Genomic DNA, 26658 nt, shown 5'->3' on the forward strand with positions numbered 1-26658 from the left:
ACGGGGGTGTTGTGCGTACCCACCCGTGACGAGTGGGCCCCGGATGCGAGGATGAGGGCCGTCATGACTGCTGGGTGGGGTGTGCGCACGATACGGGCCGCGGTGTTCGCGTCCGTCTGTGTGCTGCTCGCTGCCCTCGGCCACGTACTGATGTCGGGCGCGACCGTCCCCTGGTGGACGCTGGCGGCCGGTGTCGTCCTCACGGGCGGCGCGGGCTGGTGCCTGGCGGGCCGGGAGCGTGGACTCCCGCTGGTCGTGTCCGTCGTGGTCGTCGCCCAGGGCGGGCTGCACGCGGCGTTCGAGTTCGCGCAGCCCGCCACCGTTGCCGGGCACGACATGGGCGCCATGACCATGGGCGAGGGCTCCACGGATCCCATGTCCATGGATTCCATGGCCTCTATGTCCATGGCCCACATGGGTGCGAGCCACATGAGTCACACGGGCATGGGCCACGTGGGCGTTGACCACATGGGCGTTGACCCCATGGGCATGGGCCACATGGGCATGGGCCACAGCATGTCGGGCACGTCGTCGTTCGGTATGTTCGCCGCCCACACCCTGGCCGCGCTGCTGTGCGGCCTGTGGCTGGCGCACGGCGAGCGTGCCGCGTTCCGCATTCTGCGGGCCGTCGCCGGATGGCTGGCCGCCCCGCTGCGGCTGTCGCTCGCCCTGCCCGTACCACCGCACCGCCCGCGTCTGAGGCCGCGCCGCGGCCGTTCCGACCGGGCGCCGCGGCTGCTTCCGCTCGTCCACACCATTACTTCTCGGGGACCTCCGGCGGGGATCGCTGTCGTCTGACGACAGCAGGTTCCCCGAGGCCGTACGGACACGGACGTCGTCTCGTCGTCGACGGCCGTACAGGTGTCGCTCGTAGACACCGACCGTGCCTCGGGCCCCGGCCGTACCTGCCGTACGGCCGAATCCCCCGCATCCCCGGACACCTCCGGTACGGCGTGCCCGCACGCGTCGCACACGTGGCCCAGTGCCCGGCGGCGACGCCGCAGTGCCCGCCGCCGTGCCGGAGTCCGGACTACCGAGAAGGACTCAGGTGATCACTCCTGCCCTGCCTTCCTCACGCGCGACCCGCGTGAGTCGCACGAAGGCGGACAACACCTCCAAAACGGCCTCCTGTGACGCGTCCACGACCGCGTGGGCGCTGGCCGCCCGCGGCGGTGACCCGGACGCCACCGACCGTTTCGTGCGCTCCCTGCACCGCGATGTCGTGCGGTATGTGGCGCACCTCTCCGCCGATCCGCAGGCCGCCGACGATCTCGCGCAGGACACGTTCCTGCGGGCGCTCGGCAGCCTGCACCGTTTCGAGGGCCGTTCCTCGGCGCGCGCGTGGCTGCTGTCCATCGCGCGCCGCGCGGTGATCGACAGTCACCGGTACGCCGCCGCCCGGCCCCGGCTGTGCGACACCGACGACTGGACGCTGATGGCGGAACGCGCTCAGCCGACCGGCCTGCCCGGCTTCGACGACGGCATCGCCCTGCTCGACCTGCTGGACGCGCTGCCCGACGAGCGTCGCGAGGCGTTCGTCCTGACCCAGCTGGCGGGCCTGCCCTACGCGGAGGCGGCCGAGATGAGCGACTGTCCCGTCGGGACGGTGCGTTCACGCGTCGCCCGCGCCCGGGCGACCCTCGTCGAGCTGCTGACCGAGGCGGAGGCCGATGTCGCGGCCGATGCCGTGGCCGTGACCGTGGCTGAACCGGCGGCCGCGGCCGCCTGACGGGGACGCCGGTGTCGGTTCCCCCTGCCGGGAACTGACACCGGCCTCGCCCCGACTACTGGATCGGGCGGCGCAGATCCGCCCGTGCATCCAGTGGATCGTGGGGAGTTTCGATGCGTTCTCGTGTGTGGCGGGGTACGACGGCGGCCGTACTCGGTGGCCTGCTGGCGGCGGGCTGCGGCAGCGGGGACGGCGGGGGCGGTGGCGAGGCGGGCACCGCCGCCGGCAAGGGCGACTCCGTCGGCTACCCGGTCACCGTCACCGACTGCAGGGGTGCCAGGACCACCTTCCCCGACGCCCCGAAGCACATCGTCACCAGCAACGCCTCCAGCCTGGAACTGCTGCTCCGCCTCGGCGCCGGCGACAAGGTGATCGGCACCGGCTTCCCGCCCGGAAAGGGCACCCTGCCGGGCGAACTCGACGCACAGGCACAGCAGGTCAAGGTGCTCGGCAAGACACTGATCCCCAAGGAGAAACTCCTCGGCTCCGGGGCCGACCTGTACATCGACACCTTCGCCTCGATGAACATGGGCGCGGGAATGGGGGACGCGCCGACCGAGGAGGAGTTCAAGGCGGCCGGTATCAAGCACATCTTCCTGAAGTCCACAGCCTGCGCCGCCGAGAGCAAGAGCCCGGTCACCGACCTGTCCGCCGTCGAGGACGACATCACCTCCCTCGGAGCCGTCACGGGCACGCGCGCGAAGGCGAAGGAACTCGTCGACGGCATGAAGGAGAAGGTGGAGGCCGTCCGGAAGGCGGTGGGCGGCACGCCCGAGAAGGAGCGGCCGACGTACTTCTTCTTCGACTACGACGCCGGCACCAAGCAGCCCATGGCCGTCTGCAACCGTCAGGTCGCCCACGCGGTCATCACCCTCGCCGGGGCCCGCAACGTCTTCGCCGACTGCGACGGTGACTATCGGCAGGTCGGCTGGGAGGACGTGATCGCGAAGAACCCGGACTGGATCCAGCTCGGCGTGCGCAACCGGGGCAGCGAGGCCGGGAACGAGAAGGCATTCGACGAGGCGCGGGAGTGGCTGGAGTCGAACCCCGCCACCAAGGGCCTGAAGGCCGTCAAGGAGGGCCACTTCCTGCGCATCGGCTCCGAGCGGACCACCATCGCCGGCGTCGGCAACGCCGACACCGTCCAGGAGATCGCGAAGACCCTCTACCGGGGCAAGGCCGGCCGACGGTGACCGACACTCTGGTGCGCCGCAAGGGCACGGAGGAGCGGCGTGATCCGGAGGAACCCGCGCGGATGCGCTCCGTGCCCGCCGGGCCACTCGCACTGGTCCTCGCCCTGGCCCTGATCGCCGCCCTCACCGCGGCGGTGTCCTGGGGCTCTACGTCCATCCCGCCCGGCGAGGTGTGGAACGTGGTCGGGCGCCGCCTGACCGGCGAGCCGCCGCGCCCCGGCACCGACGACCTGATCGTCTGGCAACTCCGCGTGCCCCGCGCCCTGTTGGCGGCGCTCGTCGGCGCGGGGCTCGGTCTCGTCGGTGCCGCGATGCAGGCCCTGGTGCGCAATCCGCTGGCCGACCCGTACTTCCTGGGCATCTCCAACGGCGCCTCCCTCGGAGCGGTCGCCGCGATCGTGCTGGGCCTCGGTACGGGCGGCGCGCTCGGCCTCGGACTGTCCGGGGCGGCCTTCGCGGGCGCCCTCGCCACCTTCGCGCTGGTGTGGGCGGTGGCCCGGCGCCGCGGGGGATTCGCGCCGCTGCGGCTGGTGCTGGCCGGGGTGGCGATCGGGCAGTTCCTGTCCGGGTTCACCAGCTACCTCGTGCTCCAGGCCGGTGACGAGCAGCAGACCCACAGTGTGCTGTTCTGGCTCATGGGCAGCCTGAGCGGCGCGAGTTGGCCGCTGCTCGCCGCTCCCGCGGTCGCCGTGCCCGTCACCCTGCTGTGGCTCCAGGCGCGGGCCCGGGGGCTCAACGCCCTGATCATGGGCGACGAGACGGCCGCCGGACTCGGCGTCGACGCCACGCGCCTGCGCCGGGAACTGTTCACGCTGACCAGCCTGCTGACCGGCGTCCTCGTCGCCGTCTCCGGCGCGATCGCCTTCGTCGCGCTCATGGTGCCGCACGCCTGCCGCCTCATCGTCGGCGGCGACCACCGCCGCCTCCTGCCCGTCTCGGCACTGTTCGGGGCGCTGCTCCTGGTCGTGGTCGACATCGTGTGCCGTACGGCCATGGAGACGCAGGAGCTGCCGGTCGGCGTCGTCACCTCGCTGATCGGTGCTCCGGCGCTGCTGTATCTGCTGGACCGGCGGTTGGGGAGCGGGAGTTGAGAACTTCGGGGGAGCGGAAGTCGAGGATCTGGGGGAGTGGCAGTTGAGGATCGACATCGAGGACCTGCACGTCGCCTACGCCGGCCGTACCGTCGTCGCCGGCGCTCATCTCCTCGCGGCCGAGGGCGAGATCACCGGCCTCGTCGGCCCGAACGGCAGCGGCAAGTCCACGCTCCTGCGGACCGTCTACCGGCACCTGAAGCCGACCGCCGGCCAGGTCCTGCTGTCCGGCACCGACCTGCGCCGGCTCAGCCCCGCCGAGGCCGCCCGGCATGTCGCGGCTCTCCCGCAGGAGCGGGGCGGCGACTTCGAGCTGACCGTCCGTGAGGTCGTCACCATGGGCCGTACGCCCTACAAGCGGGCCTTCGCCGGGGAGGACGCCACCGACCGGGACGTCGTGGCCGGCGCCCTCGCGGACGTAGGCATGGAGCGGCACACCGGGCGCCGCTTCACCGAGCTGTCCGGCGGCGAACGCCAACGCGTCCTGCTGGCCCGCGCCTTCGCCCAGCAGCCGGACGTCCTGGTCCTGGACGAGCCCACCAACCACCTCGACATCCGCCATCAGGTCGAACTGCTCGCCCTGCTCCGGGCACAGCGCCGCACGACCCTGGTGTCACTGCACGACCTCAACGCCGCCGCCTCCGTCTGCGACCGGCTGCACGTCCTGCACGACGGCCAGGTGGTCGCCTCGGGCCCGCCCCGGGAGGTGCTGCAACCCGCCCTGCTGGCCGAGGTGTTCGGCGTACGGGCCACGGTGGTGGACCATCCGCTGACCGGAGACCCACTGATCGCCTTCGACCACCGGGCACCGGCGGACGGTCCGGGCGGCCCGGACAGGCGAGCGGGCACGGAAGGGACGGTGGACCCGGCCGGTGCGGGTATCCCTATGTCGGCCCCGAGCGGTGTCTCGGGGGCTGGTCCCGGGCGTCACACAGGTGAGCGCCCACGATCACGAAAGGCTGTGTGAACCATGAACGGCATCGAAGGCATGAACGGCATCGCAGGCGTGAACGGCATCGCAGGCATGGAGGGCCTGGACCCGGTGGCGACCTTCTGCGGCAACTGCGACTGCGGCTGTCCGCAACTGTTCGTCGACCCCGCCGCCCCGGCCGAGCGCCGGGTGATCCTCACGGACGACTTCGGGCAGCGCGTGCAGATGAGCGCCGACCAGTTCTCGTCACTGGTCGCGGACGCCAAGTCCGGCAAGCTGGACGGCATCACCACGGCCTGACGCCGTACCGGGGCACCGACTCCGAGTCGATCACATCTTCGACCACGCCCGGGAACTCAGCCCCCGGCGCCCCCGACCTCTGGAACGAGGCTGCTGTCCGGCAGCCGGCCGGCCGAGGGAGGGGCGCGAGAGTGACGGACCGCTGGGTTCTCGTGGCCGTGGCCCACCTCGACGGCGAAACCCCCCACCCCGCCCTTCGAGGAGCCCCCTCTCATGACCATCCAGGACCAGGAACCCCTCCCGGCCGTGAACCGACAGCAGCCGCTCCCCGACCCGGTCCCGCTGATGGGCTGCCCGTACAAGAGCAACCCCTACCCCCTCTACGAGCGGATGCGCGAGGCCGGACCCGTCCACCGCGTCCTCTTCCCCAGCGGCGTGCAGGCCTGGCTCGTCACCGGTTACGAGGCCGCCCACGCCGCCCTGAACGACGACCGCCTCGGCAAGAACCACGACCGCGGCAACGACCGCTGGCGCGCCCGCGCCTCGATCATGCCCGAGCCGCAGCACTCCCGGCTCCAGGTCCATCTGCTCCACCAGGACCCGCCGCAGCACACCCGCATGCGGCGCTTCGTGACGGACGCCTTCACGCCGCGCCGAGTCGAGCAACTGAAGCCCCGCCTCCAGGAGCTGGCCGACGGGCTGATCGATGCCCTCCCGGAGACCGGGCCCGCCGACCTGGTCGCCGGCTTCGCCGCCCACTTCCCCTTCCAGGTCCTCGCCGAAGTCATCGGCCTTCCGGGTGAGTTGGCCGCCCGCTTCGACCGTGACTGGGGCAAGGTCGTCCAGCCGGTCGGGCCGACGGACCCAGGGCGGGCGTTGTACGAAGCCCGGCTGTACGGCTTGCAGAGCTACATCGCCGAGGTCGTCGCCCACAAGCGGGAGCATTGGGACGACGACCTGCTCAGCCGCCTCGTCGTGGCCCGTGACCGGCGCGAACTGTCCCAGGAGGAGCTGGACTCGATGATCTTCCAGCTGCTGGTCGCGGGCCAGGAACCGGTCACGAACCAGATCACGACGGCCCTGATCGCCCTGTTCCGCCACCCCGACCAGCTCGCCCGCCTGCGCGACGACCCCGGCCTCCTGCCCCGCGCGGTCGAGGAACTCCTGCGTCACGACAGCGCCTTCGAGCTGACCACCTGGCGTTTCTTCGACCAGGACAGTGACCTGTACGGCACCGAGATCCCGGCCGGCGACTCCGTGATCGTCTCCCTGTGCGCCGCCAACCGCGATCAGCACCGCTTCGAGGACCCCGACACCCTCGACCTGGACCGCTCGCCCAACCCGCACCTGGCCTTCGGCCACGGCATCCACTTCTGCCCCGGCGCCGCCCTCGCCCGCGCGGAACTCCAGGTCACCCTCGGCACGTTGCTCGCACGCCTGCCGGGACTGCATCTCGCCATCAGGGACGAGGACATCGAGTGGATCCCGTCCGTCCTGGGGCGCGGCACAAACCACCTGCCCGTCGCCTACGACCGACGCCTGTGAGGCCCGCCTGCAACCGATCCCGCCTGCGACCGACCCCCAACCTCCGACTGATCCCGGCCCTCGGCTGACCCTGGCCTCCGGCTGATCCTCGCCTCGCCCGACCCCGGACTTCGCCCGACCCGGCTCCGCCCGACCCCACCACCTGCGCCACAGTGCCCGGCCCCCCAGCCGCGCCACGCCGCCATGCCCGCATGCCCGCAGGCCCACACGCTCGCCCCCGGAGGAACGACATGCTGCTGACGACCGCACCGGACACGCTCCCCGAGACCCTCGGCGCGCAGATCCTGAACCTGCTCCTGCCGCACCACCGCACGACCGACCCGGCCCCGGCCCGCGTCTCGGCGGGGGCGTTCCCCCATCAGCTGCGCCGGATCACCGACTTCGTCCGCGAGGGCGCCCCCATCGTCTTCACCCTGCCCGGCTTCCCCTGCAAGTCACCCAACCCGGCCAAGACGCTGGGCCACCTCCCCGACATGGGCGAACGCCTCTCCCTCACGTTCCTCGACACGCTCTGCGCGGAGATCGAGCGGATCCACCCGCCCGGAGCCCGCGTCGTCATCTGCTCCGACGGCCATGTCTTCGGCGACCTCATCCGCGTCCCCGACGCACACACGGACGCCTACTCCGACGAACTACGCGCGCTCATAAGGCAGTCGGACCTGCACCGCCTCTCCGTCTTCGACCTGCGTGACGTCCTCGGCGACCTCCCTCACGACGCCAAGCGCGCCCACGTCCACCAGCACTACGCACCCACTCTGGAGGCTCTGCGCACCGAGGTCCGCGCCGACGCCCAAACCCTCGCCCTGTACCGGGGCGTCACCCGCTTCCTGGTCGAGGACACCGCCGACTTCACGGGCACCCGTTCCGCCCTGCAACGCGAGTGCCGCAGACGGGCGTACGGCGTCATCCAGCGCAGCCGCGCCTGGGGCGGCCTGATCGACGACCACCACCCGCGCGCCGTACGCCTGTCGATCCACCCCCAGCCGGCCGGCGCCCGCAAGTTCGGCATCCGCCTCCTCGACGCGCCCGACGTGTGGACCACGCCCTGGCACTCCGCCGCCCTGCGCGAGCGCGACGGCACCTGGACCCTCATGCCCCGCGCCAGGGCGCAGCGGCTCGGCCGCCTCATCCACCACGAGGGCAGACCGAGCCACTTCGAGCGGTGACGGCCCGGAGATCACCGCTCCTCGGCGACCGTCCGCAGATAGGTGCCGAGCCGGGCGATGGCCGAGGGGTTGCGGGGGCTCTCGACCAGGTCGACGTAGTCGAGGACGAAGATCCGCTTGTGCTTGACGGCGGAGACGTTCCGCAGGGGCGCGTAGGAGAGCAGGAACTTCTTCTTCTGCTCGGCGCTCACGTCCCCGTAGTCACAGATCACGATGACGTCGGGGTCGCGCTGTACGACGCTCTCCCAGCCCACGGTGGTCCAGGAGTCCTGGACGTCGTGCATGACGTTGATCCCGCCGGCCTCGCTGATGATCTGCTCGGGGGCGGCGTAGCGGCCGGAGGTGAAGGGCTGGTCCTGGCCGCTGTCGTACAGGAACACCTTCGGCCGGTCGGCGCCCGTGGGGGCCTTGGCCCGCACGTCGGCGATCTCCTTCTTGAAGTCGGCGATCAGCGTGGCGGCCCGCTGCTCGACCCCGAACAGCTTCCCGAGGTTGGTGAGGTCGGCGTACAGGGCATCCAGGGGCGGCATGATGCCGCGTGAGGAGTCGGTACGGCCGTTGTGGCAGGACTCGGTGAGGACGTACGAGGGGATGCCGAGCTTCTTGAGGGCCTCGGGGGTGAAGCCGCTGTCCTCGCGGAAGCCGTAGTTCCAGCCGGCGAAGACGAGGTCGGCGCGGGCGTCGAGGGCGTTCTCCTTGGTGAGCTGGTCCTTCGACAGCCACTTCACCTTGTCGTAGCCGTCCTTCCACGGCACGTCGGTCAGATCGCCCTTGTCGTCGGGCATGGCGAAACCGGCCATGCGGTCCTCCAGACCGAGGGCGAACATCAGCTCGGTGATGCCGACATCGTTGGTGACCACGCGTTCGGGCACCTTGTCGTACGTCACGTCGCGGCCACAGTTGGTGAGGGTGACCGCGGCGGACTTGGCGTCCGCCGACTTCTCCACCGTGGCTCCGCAGCCGGTCGCGGCGACGGTCGCGGCGAGGCAGAGGGCGGTGGCTACGAGCTTGCGCATGTGGTGGTTCCTTGAGGCAGAAGGTCGAACAGGAGCTGGACCACGCCGGTCTCCGGATGCCGTACCGGATGGGCACGTACCCCGAACACCTCGGCGAGCAGGGCGGGTTGAAGAACCTCGTGCGGGGCGCCGGATGCGACGATGCGGCCACCCTCGACGACGTACAGGACGTCGCAGTGCGCGGCGGCCAGATTGAGGTCGTGCAGGGCGGCCAGCACGGTCAGGCCGCTGGTGCGCACCAGGGACAGCACGTCCAACTGGTGGGCGATGTCGAGGTGGTTGGTGGGCTCGTCCAGGACCAGCACCTTCGGTTGCTGGGCGAGCGCGCGGGCGATGAGCACGCGCTGCTTCTCTCCGCCGGACAGCGCGAGGAACCCTCGGTCGGCGAGGTGGGCCACGCCGGTGCGGTCCATGGCCGCGGCACAGATCTCCCGGTCGGAGGCGGCCGTACGGTCCCGGTGCGGCAGCCGCCCCATCGCCACGACCTCCGCGACCGTGAAGTCGAACTCGGCCGACGACTCCTGCGGCAGCGCGGCCAGCACCCGGGCGGCGGCCCGCGGCGCCATGGTGTGTACGTCGTCCCCGGCGAGCCGCACCACGCCCGCGGACGGACGCAGCGCCCGGTACACGCAGCGCAGCAGCGTGGACTTGCCGCTGCCGTTCGGGCCGACGAGCCCGACGAACGCCCCACTGTCCACGGGGAGTCGGATGTCGTCGACCAGTCGTGCCCCTGCGGCCTCGACCGCGACACCCTCGATGTCGAGCCGCATGCTCACCGACCTCCGAACGCATAGCCGCCGCGCCGCATCAGCAGCACGAACGCGGGCACCCCGACGACGGCCGTGATCACCCCGACGGGCAGCTCGGCGGGGGCGAGGAGAACCCGTGACAGCAGGTCCGCCCACACCAGCAGCACGGCCCCGGCGAACGGCGCCACGGCCAGCACCCGCCGGTGATCGGCGCCGACCAGCATCCGTACGACATGCGGCACCATCAGCCCGACGAAACCGATGGCCCCGCTGACCGCGACGACAGTTCCCGTCACGGCGGCGGTGACGAGGAACAACTCCCGTCGCAGCCAAGCCGGTTGGACGCCGAGCACGGCGGACGTCTCGTCCCCCATCGCGAGCGCGTTGAGCGCCTCGGCCCGCCACCGCAGCCACGCCCACCCGGCCGCCACGGTCACCGCGGCGAGCGGCACCTGGGCCCAGGTCGCGCCGCCCAGGCTGCCGAGCAGCCACATCATCGCCGACCGCGCCGCCTCACCCCGGGCCGCGCCGAACACCATGACGGTGGTGACGGCCTCGAAGCCGTACGCCAGTGCCGTCCCGGTCAGGATCAGCCGCAGCGGGGTCAGTCCGTGGGGTGACCGCGCCACGGCATACACCAGCGCCGTCGCCGCGAGCGCCGAGGCGAACGCCGACAGGGACAGCGCCCAGACTCCCAGCCCCGCGAACGCCCCCAGCAGGATCACGGCGTTGGCGCCCACCGCGGCGCCCGAGGAGATGCCCAGCACGAACGGATCCGCGAGAGCGTTGCGCACCATCGCCTGCACGGCCACCCCGACCGTCGCGAGCCCGGCCCCGACCACCGCACCGAGCACGACGCGCGGCAGCCGGATCTCCCAGACGATGGTGTACGCGGCGACGTCCCCGGCGTCGATGGTGCCACCGGTCAGCCCCGCCCCGAGCAGCCGGAAGACATCGCCCCACCCGATCCCGGCGGCCCCGAGCCCGACACCGCACACGAGCGAGACGAGGAGCAGGAGCCCCAGCGCGAGGACGAGTGACACCACGGATGCGCGTGACGCACCGGGCAGCCGTGACTCACCCGGTCTCGGTATCGGTCTCACTGTCCGGGTCTGGCTTCGGTGCACGGGCGGGCGGTCCTTCGCCTGGGGCCGCCTGTGAACATCGATCAGGGAGACAGCCCGTACGACCGTGCCGGCCGCGCGGTCCCCTCTCGCAGTCCACGGCGAGCAGTCAACGGGTCGCACCCACCACGGGCGATCGGGCTCACGCGACGGACCACGGGGTCCCCGCGCACACCGTTGCGGGTCAGCGCCGGACTCTCACCGGACTTCCCCCGCGGGAGGCCCGGGGAGCGTAACAGAACATCCCGCCGGGGCCCGTTCACCCGCGAGTGCCCCCTGGGGTAGGGTCACCGGCGTGTCGGCTACTGACTGGTAGTGCGCCGGTGCGGGGAGTGTCGGAGGGCGGCAGGCAGATGGAATCCCAGTGGGGTGAGAGCGGATCCGTGGGCGTCGAGGGCACCCGGTTGGAGGAGTTGGCTCCCGAACCGCTGCTGACCCGCGACTACGAGACGCGTCCCTCGCTCGTGTACGAGCGGCTGAGGCAGCAGCACGGCCCCGTCGCTCCGGTCGACCTGCTCGGTGTGCCCGCCTGGCTCGTCCTCGGCTACCGGGAGGCCCTGCAGGTCCTCCAGGACGACGACGGCTGGCCGAAGGGGCTGGAGAACTGGCGGGCCCGCACGGCGGGCGAAGTCCCCGCCGACTGGCCGCTCGGGCCCTCCCTCGAGGTCAACCATGTGCTGATCCAGGGCGGCCCCGGATACGGCACGCTGCGCACGGCATGGGACGCCGCGCTCAAACCCTTCCAGGACCCCGGCCACCCGCAGGCGAAGCGGCTGAAGGCGGCCGTCACCGCCTACGCCGACGAACTGATCACTTTGGTCGGACAGGGCGGCGGAACGGGCGTGGCGGACCTGTCCGCACAGTTCTCCCGGCCGCTGCCGCTGATGGTGGCCAGTCATCTGCTCGGCTTCCCCGGTTCCCAGGGCGACGACGCGCTGATGGACATGTGGCGGGTCCTGGACGCCGGTCCGGACGCGGAGCCCGCCCTGGAGCGACTGCTGGCGACGCTCGCGGAACTGGCGGCCGTGAAGCTGAAGGAGCCGGGGGACGACTTCCCCTCCTACCTTCTCGCCGCGCATCCCGGCCTCTCGCTGGACGAGCTGGCCCGTGAGCTGTTCATGCTGCTCGGCATGACCTCCGACCACGTCGGGATCCTCATGTCCAACACGGTGGTCGAGGTCATCTCCGGTGACGGCGACGGCGGTGTGCGCGCCAGCCTGTCGGCCGGGATGATCAGGGAGACCATGAACCGGGTGGTCATGCGCAAGCCGCCGCTGGTGAACTTCGTACCGCGCTTCGCCGCCCGGGACACCGCGCTCGGCAACTACACGATCCGGGCGGGCGACCCCGTCTGGGTCTCCTCCGCCGCCGCGCACGCCGACCCGCTCTTCGCCGACCATGTGGCGGCGGGCAGCGCCATCAGCACCCGGGCCCACCTGTCCTGGGGCGCGGGCCGACGCCAGTGCCCGGCGCGCGAGCTCGCGTCGACGGTCGCGGCGGTGGGTGTGGGCCGGCTCTTCGAGCGGTTCTCCCATCTGGACCTCGCCCTGTCGGCCGACCAACTGCCGTGGCGCTCCTCGCCGTTCATGCGCGGCCTGCGCTCACTGCCCGTACGGTACGAACTCGCCCCGATGCCCCGTCAGCGCGCCGGGCGGCCGCCGACGTCCGCCTCCGCACCGGAGAGCGCCGAGCCGGAAGCCGAGGCGATACTGCCCGCCCCGGCCGCCCGGCAGCGCTCCTCGCTGTGGCGCTATCTGACGGGACTCATCCGCACCGGCCGCTGACCCAGGGCCTGCCCGGCGGATCATGCCGGCGTCGCGGGGTCTGGCACGCACTCCCCCACTGCCTTAAAGGCGTGGGGGGACCCCCAGCCGCGTTGTCACGAGGACACGCGCTCGACCTCGGCCGTGCCCGAGCCGACGGGACCGATCCGCAGCACCGTGCCCGTGAGACCGGTGAACGGCTTGACCGGCACGCGGCCCTCGCCGCCCGGAGGTGTCGCCGTCACCCGGTACGCCGAGGGATCGGCGTCCCCGATCTCGATCTCCAGGACGGCGCGCGCGTTCGGCGGCACGGTCACCCGCACCGCGTGCGTGGCACCGGAGCGGCGTACGGCCACCGACACGGGGCCGCGCACGGAGGGCACCGTCCCTTCGACCTCGGTCAGGTGCCCGGTCCTCGGGCGGATCCGGAACTCCGCCGCCCCGGGCTTGCTGACCTGGACGCCGAGGATGTGCCGGGCGACCGCGTTGGCGGGCGCGGAGGCCCAGGCGTGCGAGAAGGTCATGTTGGACTTCAGGGCGGGATCCCACGCCTCGGTGACGATGGTCGCCTTCAGCGCGTCCAGCATGTGCAGCCAGGAGTTGGTGGCCGAGGAGGTGAGCAGCGCCAGCGCGGCGTCCGCGCGGCCGAGGCGGAACAGGGCGTCGAGGAGGAACTGGGCGCCGTACACGCTCACCTTCATGCCGCCCGCGGCGAGGGTGTCGCCGAGCCTGGCCAGGACCTCGGCGTCGAGGGAGTCCGCGACGCCGAGCGCGACCGGGAAGGCGGTGGCGTGCTGGGCGCTGTGGGAGGTGCCCGCACCGTCGAGGAACCGGCCGGCCGAGGCGTCGAGCAGGGTGTCGCGCATGGCCGTGGCGAGGGTGTCGGCGCGGCCGCGCAGGGCCTTGGCGTCGTCGGCCTTGCCCAGGGCCTCGGCACAGTGGGCGAGCGCGTCGAAGGCCGCGTACTGGAAGGCGTTGACGACGGTGTTGACGTTGGTGAAGACGTACCCGTCGCGGCTTGCGGCCGGCCAGTCGACGAGGTCGCCCAGGTTCTGGCTGGTGTTGCCGGGGGCCTTGCGGACCAGCCCCTGGGAGTCCAGATAGGTGGTGAGGTTCTTCGCCGCGAGCAGGTCGTAGTCCTTGGCGAGCTGCCGGTCGTCGCCGGTGGCGAGATAGTCCTCCCACGCGGAGATCGCGCACATCAGCCGGTACTCGGTGGGCCAGGTGCCCTTGCGGACCAGGTAGTCGTTGGACCAGCGGGCCAGGGCGTAGGAGCGCTGGACGCCGTACTCGGACAGCTGGTTGATCAGGGCGTCGCCCTCGTACGGGCCGCGCTCACGGGTCGGGGTGTCCACGTACACGTCGCCGCGGGTCGCCTCGATCGAGTAGCGGCACAGCTCCCAGACACGGTCGAGGTCGGGGTCGGAGCTGCGGAAGGAGGCGTGCGCGTCGTCCCAGTCGAGCTTCCAGGCACGGCCGGTGACGACCGCCTTCGACAGGTCGACGGACGTGCGCAGCTCGGCCCAGCGGAAGCCGCGGTAGCCCCAGTGCTCGAAGCGCTGGGCGCCGTCGCGCAGAGTCCACACCTCGCGGTAGGTGTTGGTGGCCCGCAGCTGGTACTTGACCGTCCCGTCCGCGTTCAGCTCCTCGCCGAGCCGCACCTCGACGGCGTCGCCCGCGCTGCCGGTGACCTCCAGGGCGAGCCCGCCGACGATCTCCCGGCCGAGGTCGACCAGCCAGCGGCCGTCGGCGACCTCGGTGACGGCCGCCGGGGTGACGTCGTGCAGCCGGACCGGTTCGATCAGTGCCGGGGTGAGTCCGTCGATGGCGGGGCGGACGCGCGCCGCGTGCCAGTCGCCGTCGTCGAAGCCCGGTTCCGTCCAGCCGACGGGCTCCTGGCGCAGGTCCCAGTACTCCTGCGGGACGGTGAAGTAGCTGCTGCCGGCGCTGCCCTTCGCGGGCAGGAGTCCGGCTTGGCGCCGCGCCTTCCAGTGGTCGCCGGAGGAGACGGTGGCCCGGCTGCCGTCGGTGTAGGTGATCTCCAGCTGTGCCAGGAACTTCTGCTGCGAGGTGGTCCAGCACAGCGCGGCCAGCGCGTTCTTGCCACCGCCCGCGCGCAGGGTGGGCGTGATGTCGAACGCCTGGTAGGCGGTGCCGGAGCCGGAACGCACGGAGGCGTGGCCGACCACGGTGCCGTTGCTCCACACCTTGGCCACGTACTGGCGGGCGGGGTCGGGGGAGGTCGCCGCGACGTAGAGGACCGCTGCGGCTATGTCCTTGCCCGAGTCGGTGCCGTACTCGTGCCGCAGCAGCGCCCAGGTGTCGTCGGCGCCGTAGGAGGAGAGCGCGGAGGCACCGGTGGGGAAGGTGAGCGTGCCGCCGGAGACCGTGCCCGCGGAGAAGGTGCCCTTGTCGGAGGTGAAGTCGTCGTCGAGCAGGACGGTGCCGTCGGCGGCCGTGAAGGTGACCCGGTCGTACACCTGGGACTCGGTCAGGCCGTTGCGCAGACCGATGTTGCCGGAGGCGTAGCGGGCGTCGGTGGTGGTGTCGACGACGGTGCCGTTCACGGTGGTGGTGAAGGTGGCGCCGGTCATGGTGACGGAGACGTCGAGCCACTCGCCTGTGGCGACCGCGAAGGGCAGCCGGACCTCGCCGAGGACCGAGTAGGTGCCGTTCACACAGACGTGCTTGCGCAGCACGCCCGGGCTGCCGGCGCGCAGCTGCCACATGTAGTTGTTGGCCGTGTTCGCGGCGCGGAACCACAGCCCCGCGGCCACGGCGGTGATCTTCAGGCGGGTACTCAGAGTGCCGTCGGTCATCACCGGCCCGGCCGGCACCCAGACCGGCTCGGCCTTCCACTCGTCCTCGACCGACGTGGCCAGCAGCACGGGCCGGGACCAGGAGGACCGCTTCCCGCCCCAGCTTCGGACCCGCCACCAGTAGGCGGTACGGGGCTCCAGGGCCGGCCCGCCGTACGGTACGGCGGTGGAGGCGGCGGACTCCTGCCTGCCGGAGTCCCAGATCAGCCGGTCCTCCTCGAAACCGGCCGGAGTGGCGGCCACCTGCAGCTGATACGCCTGCTGGACGGTGCCGGCCCCGAAGTCCGGCATCTGCCAGCTGAACCGGGGACGTTGTCCGGCGCTCGTGCCCAGTGCCTGCGGCAGCAGATCCGCCAGCATCCCGCTCGGCGCGGGCGGCTGCCCCACCGGGGCGGCGGCCGACGGGGCGGCGAGGGCCCGGGGGCCGGTCAGGACGACGGAGGCGGCCGTGACTCCGCCCAGCTGCAGAAGTCTTCGACGCGACAGGTCCCAGGACATGGTGCACCCTCGGTTCGGTTCGTTCGTGAAAGGTTTCAAGCCGATTGCCCGGAGGTTAGGGTTCCGCGTCGGATGTGGTCAATGCCCTGGCCGAGATGAGGTAGGCGAGGATTGAAACGATTTAGTCACTGCCTTCTGAGGGTGGCTCTGGCGTGGACCGGGCCGCGGGGTGATCGACTGGAGGTCACCTTGATGGCGGCGTACGGTCGGATGGTGGCGCGCACCAGCCACTGACTCTCGCCCGAGGGCGCGATGTGATGAGCAACCCCGAACCCGCACCCGAAACGCGGACCACCAGCCCGGAACAGAGGCCGGGCGATGGCCGGGGCAGCGGTATGGCGCTGCTGGTCATCGCCTCCTGCCAGCTGATGGTGGTGCTCGACATCACCATCGTGAACATCGCCCTGCCGGACATCCAGCGCTCGCTCGACTTCTCCACGACGAGCCTGTCCTGGGTGATCAACGCCTACACGCTCACCTTCGGCGGGCTCCTGCTGCTCGGCGGCAGGATGGGCGACATCCTCGGCAGACGGCGCGTCTTCATCTTCGGCGTACTGCTCTTCGTCCTCGCCTCGTTGCTCGGCGGCATGTCCCAGAACGAGTGGCAACTCCTCGCCGCCCGTGCCCTCCAGGGCGTCGGCGGCGCCATCGCCTCCCCGACCTCCCTCGCCCTGATCAGCACGACCTTCCGGGAAGGACCCGAACGCAACAGGGCGTTCGGCGTCTTCGCCGCGGTCTCGGCGGGCGGCGGCGCGATCGGGCTGCTGGCCGGCGGCATCCTGGTCGAGTGGCTGAACTGGCGCTGGGTGCTGTTCGTCAACGTGCCCATCGGGCTGCTCATCGCGCTCGCCACCCCGCGCTGGATCCGCGAGTCCGAGCGCCACCCCGGTCACTTCGACCTGGCGGGCGCGCTGGCCTCCACCATCGGCATGGTGCTGCTGGTGTACGGGTTCATCCGGGCCGCGCAGGACGGCTGGCGGGACCCGCTCACCCTGACCGCGTTCGGAGCGGCCGTCGTCGTGCTGCTCGCGTTCGTTCTGATCGAACGGCGCTCCCGGCAGCCGATCACACCCCTGCACATGTTCGCGGACCGCAACCGGGCGGGCACCTACGGCATGATGCTGAGCCTCGCCGCCGCGATCTTCGGCATGTTCTTCTTCCTCACCCTCTTCGTCCAGAACGTACTGGACTTCAGCCCGCTCCAAGCGGGGCTCGCCTTCCTCCCGGTGAGCGCCGTCATCGCGGTGGGCGCGGGGCTCGCCTCCCAACTCCTGCCGAAGTACGGGCCCAAGCCCTTCATGGTGACCGGCGCCATCCTGGCCGCTGCCGGCCTCGGCTGGCTGACCCTGACCGACGTCCACTCCACCTACGCGGGCAGCGTCCTCGGCCCGATCCTCGTGTTCAGCCTCGGTATGGGCATGGAGTTCGTGTCGCTGACCCTGATGGCGCTGTCCAACGTGGCCACCCGGGAGACGGGCGCCGCCTCCGGACTTCTCAACGCCACCCAGCAGGTGGGCGGCTCCCTCGGACTGTCCATCCTGGTCACGATGTTCGGCACGGCCAGCAACAACGAGGCCGACAAGCAGATCCCCGCCTTCCTGTCCCAGGCCACCCCGGTGGAGCGGCTGCGCTTCGAACGCACCGGGCAGCTCCCGGCGCCGTACGCCGACGAGATCCTCACCGCGGGAGTCTCCGCCGCCTTCATCGTGGCCGCGATCTTCACCGCGATCGCCGCGGTGATCGCCCTCCTCGTCATCCAGGTCCGACCCTCCGACCTGGAGCGGCTCCAGGGCGGAGGAATGCCGATGTCCTGAGATCACGTCAGGCGCCGATTCTCGCCGCGATGATCGGTGCGAGGCGGTCGGCGATGACGCGGTGGCCCTGGTCGTTCGGGTGGACGGAGTCCGTCAGATCGCCGGAGCCCAGCCAGCCCGTCGTGTCGACGAACGAGACCCGGGCGTCACCGCCGTCGACGGCCGCCTTGACGGCCGCTTCGGTCTGCGGGACGTAGCGGCCGCGGAACGTCTCCAGGGCGAAGATCCAGGCCCGCGGATAGGCGGCACGCGCCTTGCGCAGCAGGCTGGCGTACGCCGACTGGAACTGCGTGGAACTGACGCCGTGCCCCACGTCGTTGGTGCCCAGGTTGATGACGACCGCGTCCGCCTGGTAGCGGGAGAAGTCCCAGTCGGGCGTGGGGGAGTTGGGGTTGAGCCTGGTGAACTGCTGCTCCAGGCCCACGCATCCGTCGGCCGTGGCAACCAGACAGGCGCCGCCCTGGGCGATCTGGGTGTGCTCCGCGCCGAGCCGTTCGCCGATCAGCCAGCCGTACGCGGTACGGGCGTTCTGCGAGGTGGTGGTGCCCACGGTGATCGAGTCGCCGACGAACTCGATCACCTTGGCGGGGGCCGAGGGCGCGAAGGTGGTCGCGCCGCTGTCGAGGACCAGCCCCTGGAAGACGGCGTCGCCGCGGTACGAGCCCGCGACCACCTGGTAGTTGACCTGGAGTGTGTGGTTTCCGGAGGCCAGGGCCGTCGGCGTCAGGTCCACCGTGCCCTTGACGTCGTCGTAGAACTTCACCGGCCCGTTGTCGATGCGCGCCCAGAAGTCGATGGTGTTGCGCTGCTTGAGCTTGACCGTGCGGCCGGTGAACCCGACCCGGTAGTACGCGCCGGCCCAGTACGGGGTGTACAGGGTGCTGGAGCTGCGGGTGTCCCAGCGGCCGACGAACTTGATGTTGGGGTCGCCGGGCTGGCCCGGAGCTGCCGCCCTGGTGGACACACCGGCCGCACTGCCCAGTCGGGCGGCGATGACGGGCGCCAGGCGCCCCGCGAACTTGGTGTGCCCCGCCTCGTTGGGATGGCCGTTGCCGTCCTCGTAGTCGGTGCCGTCGGTGAGCCAGCCCGTGGTGTCGACGTAGTGCACCTTGGCGTCACCGGCGCTGTTGCGGGCGCTCACGGCGGCCCTGGTCTCCGGCACGTAGCGCTTCTTCAGCGTCTGCACGGCGAAGAGGTGCGCCGACGGGTGCTTGGCGCGCAGGTCGCTCAGGAACTTGGTGTACGCCGCCTGGAAGGCGGAGCCGGACACGCCGTGGCCGATGTCGTTGGTGCCCAGGTTGACGACGACCGCGCTCGCCCCGTAGCGGGAGAAGTCCCAGCTCTGGTCGCCGGTGCTGCCGGTCCTGAAGTACTGGCCGCTCAGGCCCGTGCAACCGGACTGGGCGACCAGGCAGTAGCCCGCGCGGGCGATCCTGGTGTGCCGCATCCCCAGCCGCTCGCCGGTCTTCCAGGCGTACGAGTCGAGCGCCAGCCGGTCGGTGAGGGCACCGGCGGTGATGGAGTCCCCGACGAACTCGACCACCCCTGACGGCAGGGTGGGACTGACCGTGCGCGCGCCGGGGTCCAGCACCAGGCCTTGGAAGACGGTGTCGCCGGAGCGGTAGGAGATCCGCAGGGTGTGGGTGCCGGAGGACAGGGGCTGGGGAGTGAGGTTCACCGTCCCGCGCACACCGGCGTGGAAGACGTCAGGTCCGCCGTCGACGCTCGCGTAGAAGTTGACCGCGTCCCTCGCCCTGACCTTCACCGTGGTGCCGGTGAAGGCCGTCTGCAAGTACGCGCCGGACCAGTGGGGCACGGCGGCGGTGCCCGAACTCGTGTCCCAGCGGCCCACATAGACGATGTTGGGGTCGGACACCGAGCCGTCACCGGCCGCTGCCCTTGCCGGAGAGCCGCCCGCCCAGGACAGGGAGAGGAGGCAGGCGACGAGCGCCGCGGTGAGGAGGACCGAAAGAGTGCGTCTGGGGTGGGGGGTTGTCGGCACTGTCTGCACTGTCTGCACGGGGATCCCTTTCACGTGGGGGTTGGGAGCGCTCCCATGAAGAACTGTGTTTCGAGAGAAGCAATGAAACGGTTCAGCGTCAAGAACTCCTGTGGAAAGCCGGGGAATTCAGGCGAGTGGCGTGACGGGTGTGACGGCCTTCACGCCGATGTGGCGGAAAGTGATGAATTCCTTACAGAAAAGGCGCGTAAGTGACGGTGATTCACGCGTACTTCACCGGAGGTTCACCATGCGACCGTTCACCCTCAACTACACCGTTCCCAGAGGGATTCCCCAAGCGGTGACGCCGTATCACTTCGACCCGGCGCGCCAGCTGAACGTGCTGCCCGACGGCCGCCCCGCCGTCAGTGACCCGGACCTACTGCTCGCGGTCGGCACGACGACGTCCACCGCCGGATCCGCGACCCACTTCGACGACTGACGATCCGCACGCGAATGACCGTACTGATCCTGACGTCCGAAGAGGACGTGACCGCCGACATGGTGGTGGCCAGGCTGCACGGGACAGGGACTCCCGTGATGCGGCTGGACCCCGCCGACCTGCCGGGCAAGGCCGTGCTGTCCGCCGACTACGCCCACGGTGACTTCGACGGGCACCTGTCGGTCAACGGACACGTGCTCAGCATGAGCGGCCTGCGCTCCATCTGGGTGCGCAGGCCCGGCGAACCGGCGGCACACGCGGCCGACCCCTCACCGTGGCTGACCGCCGAGACCCGGCAGGCGCTGTACGGGATGCTCCACTCCGCCGCCGCACGGTGGATGAACCATCCGCGCAACGCCGACCAGGCCCGGCTGAAACCCTGGCAGTTGAGGGTGGCCCACCTCAGCGGCTTCGCCGTACCGCCGACGGTCTTCACCACGTCACCCCGGCTGGCGCGGGAGTTCGCCGAGGAGTACCGGGACGTGGTGGTGAAGTCCGCCTCGGGGCCGCCCCCCGGCGACCCCGCGCCGGCCCTGCCCACCACCCTCGTCGGCCCCGACACGGACTTCTCCGCGGTCGCGGCCGGGCCCGCGCTGCTCCAGCGGTACGTACCCAAGCGGGCCGACATCCGGCTGACCTGCGTCGGTACCCGGCTGTTCGCCGCGCGGAAGACCGCCGAACCCGGTCAGGTCGACGGCCGCTACGGCGACACCGGGCACGCCTGGGAGGCGGTCCCGGTCCCCGAACGGATCGGCAAGGCGGTGCACGAGTACGTCACCCTCGGCGGACTGGCGTACGCCGCCTTCGACTTCGCCGAGGACGAGCACGGCATCTGGTGGTTCCTGGAGTGCAACCAGGGCGGCCAGTTCGGCTTCGTCGAACTGGAGACCGGGCAGCCGATCTCGGAGGAGGTCGCCCTGTGGCTGGCTCAGCGCAGGGCGGACCGCCGAGCGGAGGGCCGCCGGTGAGTGTCGCCGGGGCCGGGGCCCCGGCGTCCTCCTACGCGGCCAGCTCCTTGCGGATGCGGTCCAGCATGAACGCCGAGGACTCGCGGGCCCGTTCCTCCCAGGCGAAGACGCAGGCGGTGGCGACGCCGTCGAAGTTCAGCTCGCGCAGCGTGCCGAAGAAGGCGTCCCAGTCGACCTCGCCCTGCCCGATGTCCAGGTGCTGGTGGATCCGGGCCGGGGTGCCGGGCGGGTTGAGGATGTAGCGCAGGCCGGAGGAGCCCTTGTGGTTGAAGGAGTCCGCGATGTGCACGTGCTGGAGCTTGTCGCCGGCGTAGCGCATCATCGCCGCGATGTCCGCCGTCGGGTCCGCGCCCGACAGGTGGAAGGAGTGCGGCGCGCAGTACAGGTAGTTCACCCAGGGCTTGTTGATCGCCCGGACCAGGTCGACCGCGGGGTTGTTCTCCTCGCAGAAGTCGTCGGGGTGCGCCTCCAGGTTCAGAGCGATGCCTTCGCGCTCGAACACCGGGAGCAGCTCCTCCAGCGAGCGCCAGAAGGCCGCCTCGCTCTCGGCGGCACGCTCGGGGCGGCCGTTGAACTCGCTGTTCATCAGCGGGCATTCGAGATCGGCGGTGATCTCGATCATCCGCTTCCAGTAGCGGACCGCGGCCTGCCGCTCGGTCTCGTCGGGTGAGGACCACTTGTACAGCGGCAGCACGGAGGACAGCTGGACGCCGTGCGTGCGCAGGGAGTTCTTCAGCTCCACGATCCGCTCGTCGTCGGCGCGCGGGTGCAGGAAGAACGGCATGAAGTCGTCGCGGGGCGACAACTCGATGTACTCGTAGCCGAGTTCGGCGACCGTGCGCACCATCTCGTCGATGGGGAGCGTGCGGAGCATGTACGGGTCGAGGGCGATTTTCACGCGAGACCTCCGTAGAAGGCGGGGCGGGGCTTGAGGTCGGTGGCGACGACGCGGCCCGACTCCAGGGCCTCGACGGTCGCGGCGGTGATGACGGTGGCGGCGTAACCGTCCCAGGCGGACGGTCCCGTGGGCTCGTCACCGGCGGCGATGCCCGCGATCCACTCGCGGAACTCGGTGTCGAAGGCGTCCCGGAAACGGCCCACCCAGTCCGTGAGCACCTCGGTGCTGTGCCGAGCGGCGGTGCGCACGCCGACGGAGGCCGGGTCGGGCAGCCGGACCAGGCCCTCCTCACCGACCGCCTCGCACTGGATGTCGTAGCCGTACTGGCAGTTGACGAAGACCTCCAGGTCGATACGGACACCCTTCGCGGTCTCGAAGAGCATGATCTGAGGGTCCTTCAGATGCGCGAACCGCTTGCTCGTGGCACGCGGCGTGACCACCTGGGTGGAGACGATCTCGTCGTCCAGCAGCCAGCGCAGCACGTCGACCTCGTGCACGGCCGTGTCCAGGGCGGCCATCGAGGAGGTGTACGACTCCGGGACGGTCGGATTGCGGTGGGCGCAGTGCACGATCAGCGGCTCGCCGATGCGGCCGGAGTCGATGACCTGCTTCATCTGCCGGTAGCCGGTGTCGTAGCGGCGCATGAAGCCGACCTGGACCAGGCGGCGGCCGCGTGCCGTCTCGGCCTCGACGATCCTCAGGCAGTCCTCGGCGGTCGTGGCCAGCGGCTTCTCGCAGAACACCGGTTTGCCGGCGGCTATCGCGTTCAGTACGTGCTCGGCATGGGTCGGGCCCCAGGACGTCACGAGGACGGCGTCGACGTCGTCCGCCGCGATCACGGCCGCGCCGTCGGGCAGCACCCGGGCACCGACCGGCGCCGCCGCCTCCTCGGCGCGGGCGGCGTCGATGTCGGTGACCGCGGTGACGCGGGCGCCCGTGACGGTCTCGGTGAGGCGCCGGATGTGTTCCTTGCCGATCCAGCCGGCGCCGATGACGCCTACACGTACGGTCATTTTCTTTCCTTCTAACAGAGGGTCAGGAGAAGCGGGCCCGGAGCTCGGCCTCGAGGGTTTCGAGCGAGCGGCCCTTCGTCTCGGGGACGTAGCGCTTGACGAAGGCGAGCGAGAAGACACCCGCCACCACGAACAGGAAGAAGGTGTTGGAGATCCCGATACCGGAGACCAGCGACGGGAAGACCAGCCCGATCACGAAGTTGGTCAGCCACAGCACCACGGCCGCGACACCCATCCCGAAGCCGCGCATCCGCATCGGGAAGATCTCCGACAGCATCAGCCAGGTCACCGGCGAGATCGCGCCCTGCTGGAAGGCGAGGAAGGTGACGGTCATGGCGAGCACGGCGTAGGCACGGCCGTCACCGGACGGCAGCACCAGGGAGAAGACGCCGATCAGCAACAGGGCGGCGGTGGTGCCAAGTTGACCCGCCATCAGCATCGGGCGGCGGTTGACCCGGCCGAGCAGCCAGATCCCGACGAAGGTGGCCAGCACCGAGATGACGCCGTTGGCGATGTTCGCCGTGAGCGCGCTGTCCGCGGCGAAGCCGGCGTCGGTGAGGATCTGGGTGCCGTAGTACATGATCGTGTTGACGCCGGTGATCTGCTGCACGATGGCGATGCCGAAGCCGACGAACATCAGCTTGCGCACCCAGGGCGTGGCCTTCATGTCCTGCCAGCCGCCGAGCTTCTCCTGCTCTTCCTTGACGGCGAGCGCGGAGACCTCCGCGAGCTCGGCCTCGGCCCGCTGCCGGGACCTGACCTGCTTGAGCACGTCCAGCGCCTCGCTGAAGCGGGCCTTGGAGGCGAGCCAGCGCGGGCTCTCCGGCATCACGAGCATGCCGAACCAGAGCACGACGGCCGGGAGGGTGGCGATCACCAGCATCCAGCGCCAGACCCCGCCGGACTCGCCGCCCACCCGGGCGATGATCGCGTTGGAGGTGAACGCCAGCAACTGGCCGCTGACGATCATGAGTTCGTTACGGGTGACCAGCGCACCGCGCCGCTCGGCGGGCGAGACCTCCGCGAGGTAGACCGGCACCGTCACCGACGCGCCGCCGACCGCGAGGCCGAGCACGAACCGGGCGACGACCATGACGGCCGTCGTCGGCGCCAGCGTGCAGCCGAGCGCGCCGATGAAGAACAGCACCGCGAGGATGAGGATCGTACGGCGCCGTCCGCGCGCGTCCGACATCCGTCCGCCGGTCACCGCGCCCAGCGCGGCACCGAGGAGGAGCGAGCTGGTGACCATGCCCTCGGTGACCGGGGTCAGGCCCAGGTCGTCGGTCATGTACGGCAGGGCACCGTTGATGACGCCGGTGTCGTAGCCGAAGAGCAGTCCGCCGAAGGTGGCGATGACGGTGATGAGCCGCAGCCTGCGCGAGACCGCCGGCGGGGCGTCGTCCGTGCCGGTGGCGGGCGCTCGGGGCGCGTCGTCCTTGAGATCCACGGGGTGCCTCGTCACCGGTCGGCAGGCGTCAGGGCCGGGCGTCGCGTACCGGTGAGGCCGCAGCCCGCCAGGTGCTCACGGGTACGTACGGCGATGGGCAGCGGCACCTCAGGGGCGCACGGATACAGGTCCTGCTCGACGATCACGAACAACTCGGCGTCCAGCAGGGCGAGTTCGGCCACCACATCGGCGGGGTTCGGCACGCCGGCGGGCGGCGAGACACACACGCCGCGCTTGACGGCCTCGCCGAACGACAGGTCCTCCGCGGCGACCTGGGCGAGGATCTCCGGGTCCATCTGCTTGATGTGCACGTATCCGACGCGCTCGCCGAAGCGGCGGATCAGGTCGAGGTTGTCGCCGCCGCCGTAGGCGACGTGCCCGGTGTCCAGGCACAGGTTCGTGTAGCGGGAGTCGGACTCGTTGAGCAGCCGCTCGATCTCCGGCTGGGTCTGGATGTGGCTGTCGGCGTGCGGGTGGACGACCAGGCGTACGTCGTACTCGTCGAGGAGCAACTTGCCGAGCCGGTCGGCGGCCTTGCCGAAGCCCGCCCACTGCTCGGCGGTCAGCTCCGGCGGCTCGGTGAACGCGCCGGTCTTCTCGTCCCGGTACATGGGCGGGATGAGGACCAGGTGATGGGCGCCCGCGGCCGCGGTCAGCTCGGCGACCTGCCGGACGTGGGCGAGCATCCCGTCCCACGCCTCGGGCCGGTGCAGCGCGCCGAAGGCGGTGCCGCCGGAGACCTGGAGGCCGCGGGAGTCCAGTTCCTCCTTGAGCTGCCGCGGCTCGGTGGGCAGGTAGCCGTACGGCCCGAGCTCCAGCCACTGGTAACCCGCCCGGGCCAGCTCGTCGAGGAAGCGGGTGTGCGGGACCTGCTGGTCGTCCTCGGGGAACCAGACGCCCCAGGAGTCGGGGGCCGAGCCCAGGCACAGGTTGCCCACGGTGGTGCGGAGCGAGGTTGGCGCCGTTGCCATGACAGGTCCTTCGGGGAGGGGACGGAAGCCAGGACGTATCCACAGATCGTCTGTCGCGCTCTACTAGCGCGCTCTAGTGCGAGTACGATGACCCTGGTCCAAATGTCATGTCAATAGCTTGTTGCCAGGAGATTTCACGACCCGGCTAAGGTGATCGGCGTCGAAGGGTGGGTTCACAGGTGGATGCAGCGGGCAGGCAGCGGCCCACGATGGCGGACGTCGCCGAGAAGGCGGGCGTGTCCCGAGCGCTCGTCTCGATCATCTTCCGCGACCTGCCGGGCGCGAGCCGTGAGACCCGCGAGCGGGTGCTGCGCGTCGCCGACGAGATCGGCTACCGCCCCGACAACGCGGCCCGGCTGCTCGCCCGCGGCCGCAGCCGCACCCTCGGCGTGATGTTCACCGTCCACCAGACCTTCCAGGCCGACCTGGTGGAGGGCATGTACCCCGAGGCCGAACGGCTCGGCTACGAGGTCCTGCTGTCCGCCACCGGCCAGGGCCGCGGCGAGAGCAAGGCCATCGAGGCGCTGCTCGGTCACCGCTGTGAGGCGGTGATCCTGCTCGGCCCTGACTCGTCGGCCGCGGACCTCGACGCCCTCAGCCGCCGCACGGTCGCCGTCTCGGTCGGCCGCCGGGTGCCCCAGGCGCGGGTCGACAGCGTGCACACCGCCGAGGGCAAGGGCATACGGCAGGCCATGGACCACCTCGTGGAGCTGGGGCACCGCTGGATCGTGCACATCGACGGCGGGCGCGGTCCCGGCTCGGCCGAGCGGCGGCGCGCGTACCGGGCCGCGATGCGCAGGCACGGGCTTCAGGCCGAGCAACGGGTGATCCCCGGCGCGCACACCGAGGACTCGGGCATCGAGACGGGCCGGATGCTGCTGGCCGAGCGTGACCAGGGGCTGCCTCTGCCCACGGCGGTCCTCGCGGGCAACGACCGGTGTGCGATGGGCCTGTTGATGACCCTGACGCGGGCGGGCGTCGAGGTCCCGCGCGACATGTCCGTGGTCGGCTACGACGACAGTCATCTCTCCCACCTGATGCCGATCGGCCTCACCACCGTCCGCCAGGACGCCGTCCTCATGGCCGAGAACGCGGTCCGCTTCGCCGTGGAGCGGCTGGAGAACCCCGGACTGGAGCCCCGCGAGGCCGTATTGGACCCCAAGCTCGTCGTCCGGGGCAGCAGCGGGCCGGCCCCGCGGGGGCCGGCCTGAGGACGAACAGCGGCGAGGCCGGCCGTGCCCC

At 71.1% G+C, this 26658-nt stretch carries 22 protein-coding genes and 1 riboswitch; of the genes, 13 read left to right on the plus strand and 9 right to left on the minus strand.

Annotation, left to right across the window (positions count from 1 at the left end):
• Window positions 1-63: 63 nt before the first annotated feature.
• The 8 genes from ACIREI_RS00590 (at window position 64) to ACIREI_RS00625 (ending at window position 7895) form a co-directional block, all read left to right on the plus strand.
• Entirely contained in the window at window positions 64-798 is a 735-nt protein-coding gene (locus ACIREI_RS00590; protein WP_403325606.1) for a hypothetical protein, read from the plus strand.
• Window positions 799-1048: 250 nt separating this feature from the next.
• Window positions 1049-1729, plus strand: coding sequence for a sigma-70 family RNA polymerase sigma factor (locus ACIREI_RS00595; RefSeq protein WP_403325609.1), 681 nt, complete (start codon window positions 1049-1051; stop codon window positions 1727-1729).
• Window positions 1730-1842: 113 nt separating this feature from the next.
• On the plus strand, window positions 1843-2922 hold the full coding sequence (locus ACIREI_RS00600; RefSeq protein ID WP_403325611.1) for an ABC transporter substrate-binding protein: 1080 nt from the start codon (window positions 1843-1845) through the stop codon (window positions 2920-2922).
• A gap of 62 nt (window positions 2923-2984) precedes the next feature.
• Window positions 2985-4013, plus strand: a complete 1029-nt coding sequence (locus tag ACIREI_RS00605; protein ID WP_403326844.1) for a FecCD family ABC transporter permease — start codon at window positions 2985-2987, stop codon at window positions 4011-4013.
• A 43-nt stretch (window positions 4014-4056) separates the two neighbouring features.
• A complete protein-coding gene (locus ACIREI_RS00610; RefSeq protein ID WP_403325614.1) occupies window positions 4057-4980 on the plus strand; it encodes an ABC transporter ATP-binding protein in 924 nt (307 codons plus the stop codon).
• A gap of 3 nt (window positions 4981-4983) precedes the next feature.
• On the plus strand, window positions 4984-5244 hold the full coding sequence (locus ACIREI_RS00615; protein WP_403325617.1) for a hypothetical protein: 261 nt from the start codon (window positions 4984-4986) through the stop codon (window positions 5242-5244).
• A gap of 213 nt (window positions 5245-5457) precedes the next feature.
• A complete protein-coding gene (locus ACIREI_RS00620; RefSeq protein ID WP_403325620.1) occupies window positions 5458-6729 on the plus strand; it encodes a cytochrome P450 in 1272 nt (423 codons plus the stop codon).
• A 230-nt stretch (window positions 6730-6959) separates the two neighbouring features.
• On the plus strand, window positions 6960-7895 hold the full coding sequence (locus tag ACIREI_RS00625) for an L-tyrosine/L-tryptophan isonitrile synthase family protein (RefSeq protein ID WP_403325623.1): 936 nt from the start codon (window positions 6960-6962) through the stop codon (window positions 7893-7895).
• An 11-nt stretch (window positions 7896-7906) separates the two neighbouring features.
• On the opposite strand, the gene ACIREI_RS00630 is transcribed toward ACIREI_RS00625, so the two are convergent.
• From ACIREI_RS00630 to ACIREI_RS00640, 3 genes are read right to left on the minus strand one after another with little or no spacing between them, the layout of a single operon-like run.
• Complete coding sequence (locus ACIREI_RS00630) at window positions 7907-8911, minus strand: ABC transporter substrate-binding protein (RefSeq protein ID WP_403325626.1); 1005 nt, start codon at window positions 8909-8911, stop codon at window positions 7907-7909.
• Window positions 8896-9681, minus strand: coding sequence for an ABC transporter ATP-binding protein (locus tag ACIREI_RS00635; protein WP_403325629.1), 786 nt, complete (start codon window positions 9679-9681; stop codon window positions 8896-8898). Before ACIREI_RS00635 ends, ACIREI_RS00630 begins: the two co-directional genes overlap by 16 nt.
• Before the next feature lie 2 nt (window positions 9682-9683).
• Window positions 9684-10706, minus strand: a complete 1023-nt coding sequence (locus ACIREI_RS00640) for a FecCD family ABC transporter permease (RefSeq protein ID WP_403325631.1) — start codon at window positions 10704-10706, stop codon at window positions 9684-9686.
• A 208-nt stretch (window positions 10707-10914) separates the two neighbouring features.
• A riboswitch (cobalamin riboswitch) is annotated at window positions 10915-10997 on the minus strand.
• 140 nt (window positions 10998-11137) lie between these two features.
• Between ACIREI_RS00640 and ACIREI_RS00645 the strand changes: the two genes are divergently transcribed.
• Entirely contained in the window at window positions 11138-12568 is a 1431-nt protein-coding gene (locus ACIREI_RS00645) for a cytochrome P450 (RefSeq protein WP_403325634.1), read from the plus strand.
• 95 nt (window positions 12569-12663) lie between these two features.
• On the opposite strand, the gene ACIREI_RS00650 is transcribed toward ACIREI_RS00645, so the two are convergent.
• Complete coding sequence (locus ACIREI_RS00650; RefSeq protein WP_403325636.1) at window positions 12664-15864, minus strand: family 78 glycoside hydrolase catalytic domain; 3201 nt, start codon at window positions 15862-15864, stop codon at window positions 12664-12666.
• A gap of 335 nt (window positions 15865-16199) precedes the next feature.
• On the opposite strand from ACIREI_RS00650, the gene ACIREI_RS00655 reads away from it, so the two are divergent.
• The gene (locus ACIREI_RS00655) at window positions 16200-17678 is read left to right on the plus strand and encodes an MFS transporter (protein ID WP_403326846.1); all 1479 of its coding nucleotides are present in this window, start codon (window positions 16200-16202) and stop codon (window positions 17676-17678) included.
• Between the two features lie 7 nt (window positions 17679-17685).
• Here the strand turns inward: ACIREI_RS00655 and ACIREI_RS00660 are convergent, their stop codons facing one another.
• Window positions 17686-19680, minus strand: a complete 1995-nt coding sequence (locus ACIREI_RS00660; protein ID WP_403325639.1) for a GDSL-type esterase/lipase family protein — start codon at window positions 19678-19680, stop codon at window positions 17686-17688.
• Window positions 19681-19927: 247 nt separating this feature from the next.
• Here ACIREI_RS00660 and tgmA point away from each other — a divergent pair, with 247 nt between their 5' ends.
• Window positions 19928-20119, plus strand: coding sequence for a putative ATP-grasp-modified RiPP (tgmA, locus tag ACIREI_RS00665; RefSeq protein ID WP_403325642.1), 192 nt, complete (start codon window positions 19928-19930; stop codon window positions 20117-20119).
• Window positions 20120-20133: 14 nt separating this feature from the next.
• Complete coding sequence (locus ACIREI_RS00670; RefSeq protein WP_403325645.1) at window positions 20134-21087, plus strand: MvdC/MvdD family ATP grasp protein; 954 nt, start codon at window positions 20134-20136, stop codon at window positions 21085-21087.
• Between the two features lie 31 nt (window positions 21088-21118).
• Here the strand turns inward: ACIREI_RS00670 and ACIREI_RS00675 are convergent, their stop codons facing one another.
• From ACIREI_RS00675 to ACIREI_RS00690, 4 genes are read right to left on the minus strand one after another with little or no spacing between them, the layout of a single operon-like run.
• Window positions 21119-21985: a sugar phosphate isomerase/epimerase family protein gene (locus ACIREI_RS00675; protein WP_403325647.1), complete on the minus strand. Its 867-nt coding sequence runs from the start codon at window positions 21983-21985 to the stop codon at window positions 21119-21121.
• Complete coding sequence (locus ACIREI_RS00680) at window positions 21982-22998, minus strand: Gfo/Idh/MocA family protein (protein WP_403325649.1); 1017 nt, start codon at window positions 22996-22998, stop codon at window positions 21982-21984. The genes ACIREI_RS00675 and ACIREI_RS00680 overlap by 4 nt, the downstream gene beginning before the upstream one ends.
• 22 nt (window positions 22999-23020) lie before the next feature.
• Complete coding sequence (locus ACIREI_RS00685; RefSeq protein WP_403325652.1) at window positions 23021-24445, minus strand: sugar porter family MFS transporter; 1425 nt, start codon at window positions 24443-24445, stop codon at window positions 23021-23023.
• Between the two features lie 11 nt (window positions 24446-24456).
• Complete coding sequence (locus ACIREI_RS00690; RefSeq protein WP_403325654.1) at window positions 24457-25416, minus strand: TIM barrel protein; 960 nt, start codon at window positions 25414-25416, stop codon at window positions 24457-24459.
• A gap of 209 nt (window positions 25417-25625) precedes the next feature.
• On the opposite strand from ACIREI_RS00690, the gene ACIREI_RS00695 reads away from it, so the two are divergent.
• Window positions 25626-26627 carry a LacI family DNA-binding transcriptional regulator gene (locus ACIREI_RS00695; RefSeq protein ID WP_403325657.1) on the plus strand — a complete coding sequence of 334 codons (1002 nt, stop codon included), beginning with the start codon at window positions 25626-25628 and terminating at the stop codon, window positions 26625-26627.
• Window positions 26628-26658: the final 31 nt, after the last annotated feature.

The organism is Streptomyces sp. NPDC093591 (genome assembly GCF_044764885.1).
In the GTDB taxonomy this organism is placed as follows: Bacteria; Actinomycetota; Actinomycetes; order Streptomycetales; family Streptomycetaceae; genus Streptomyces.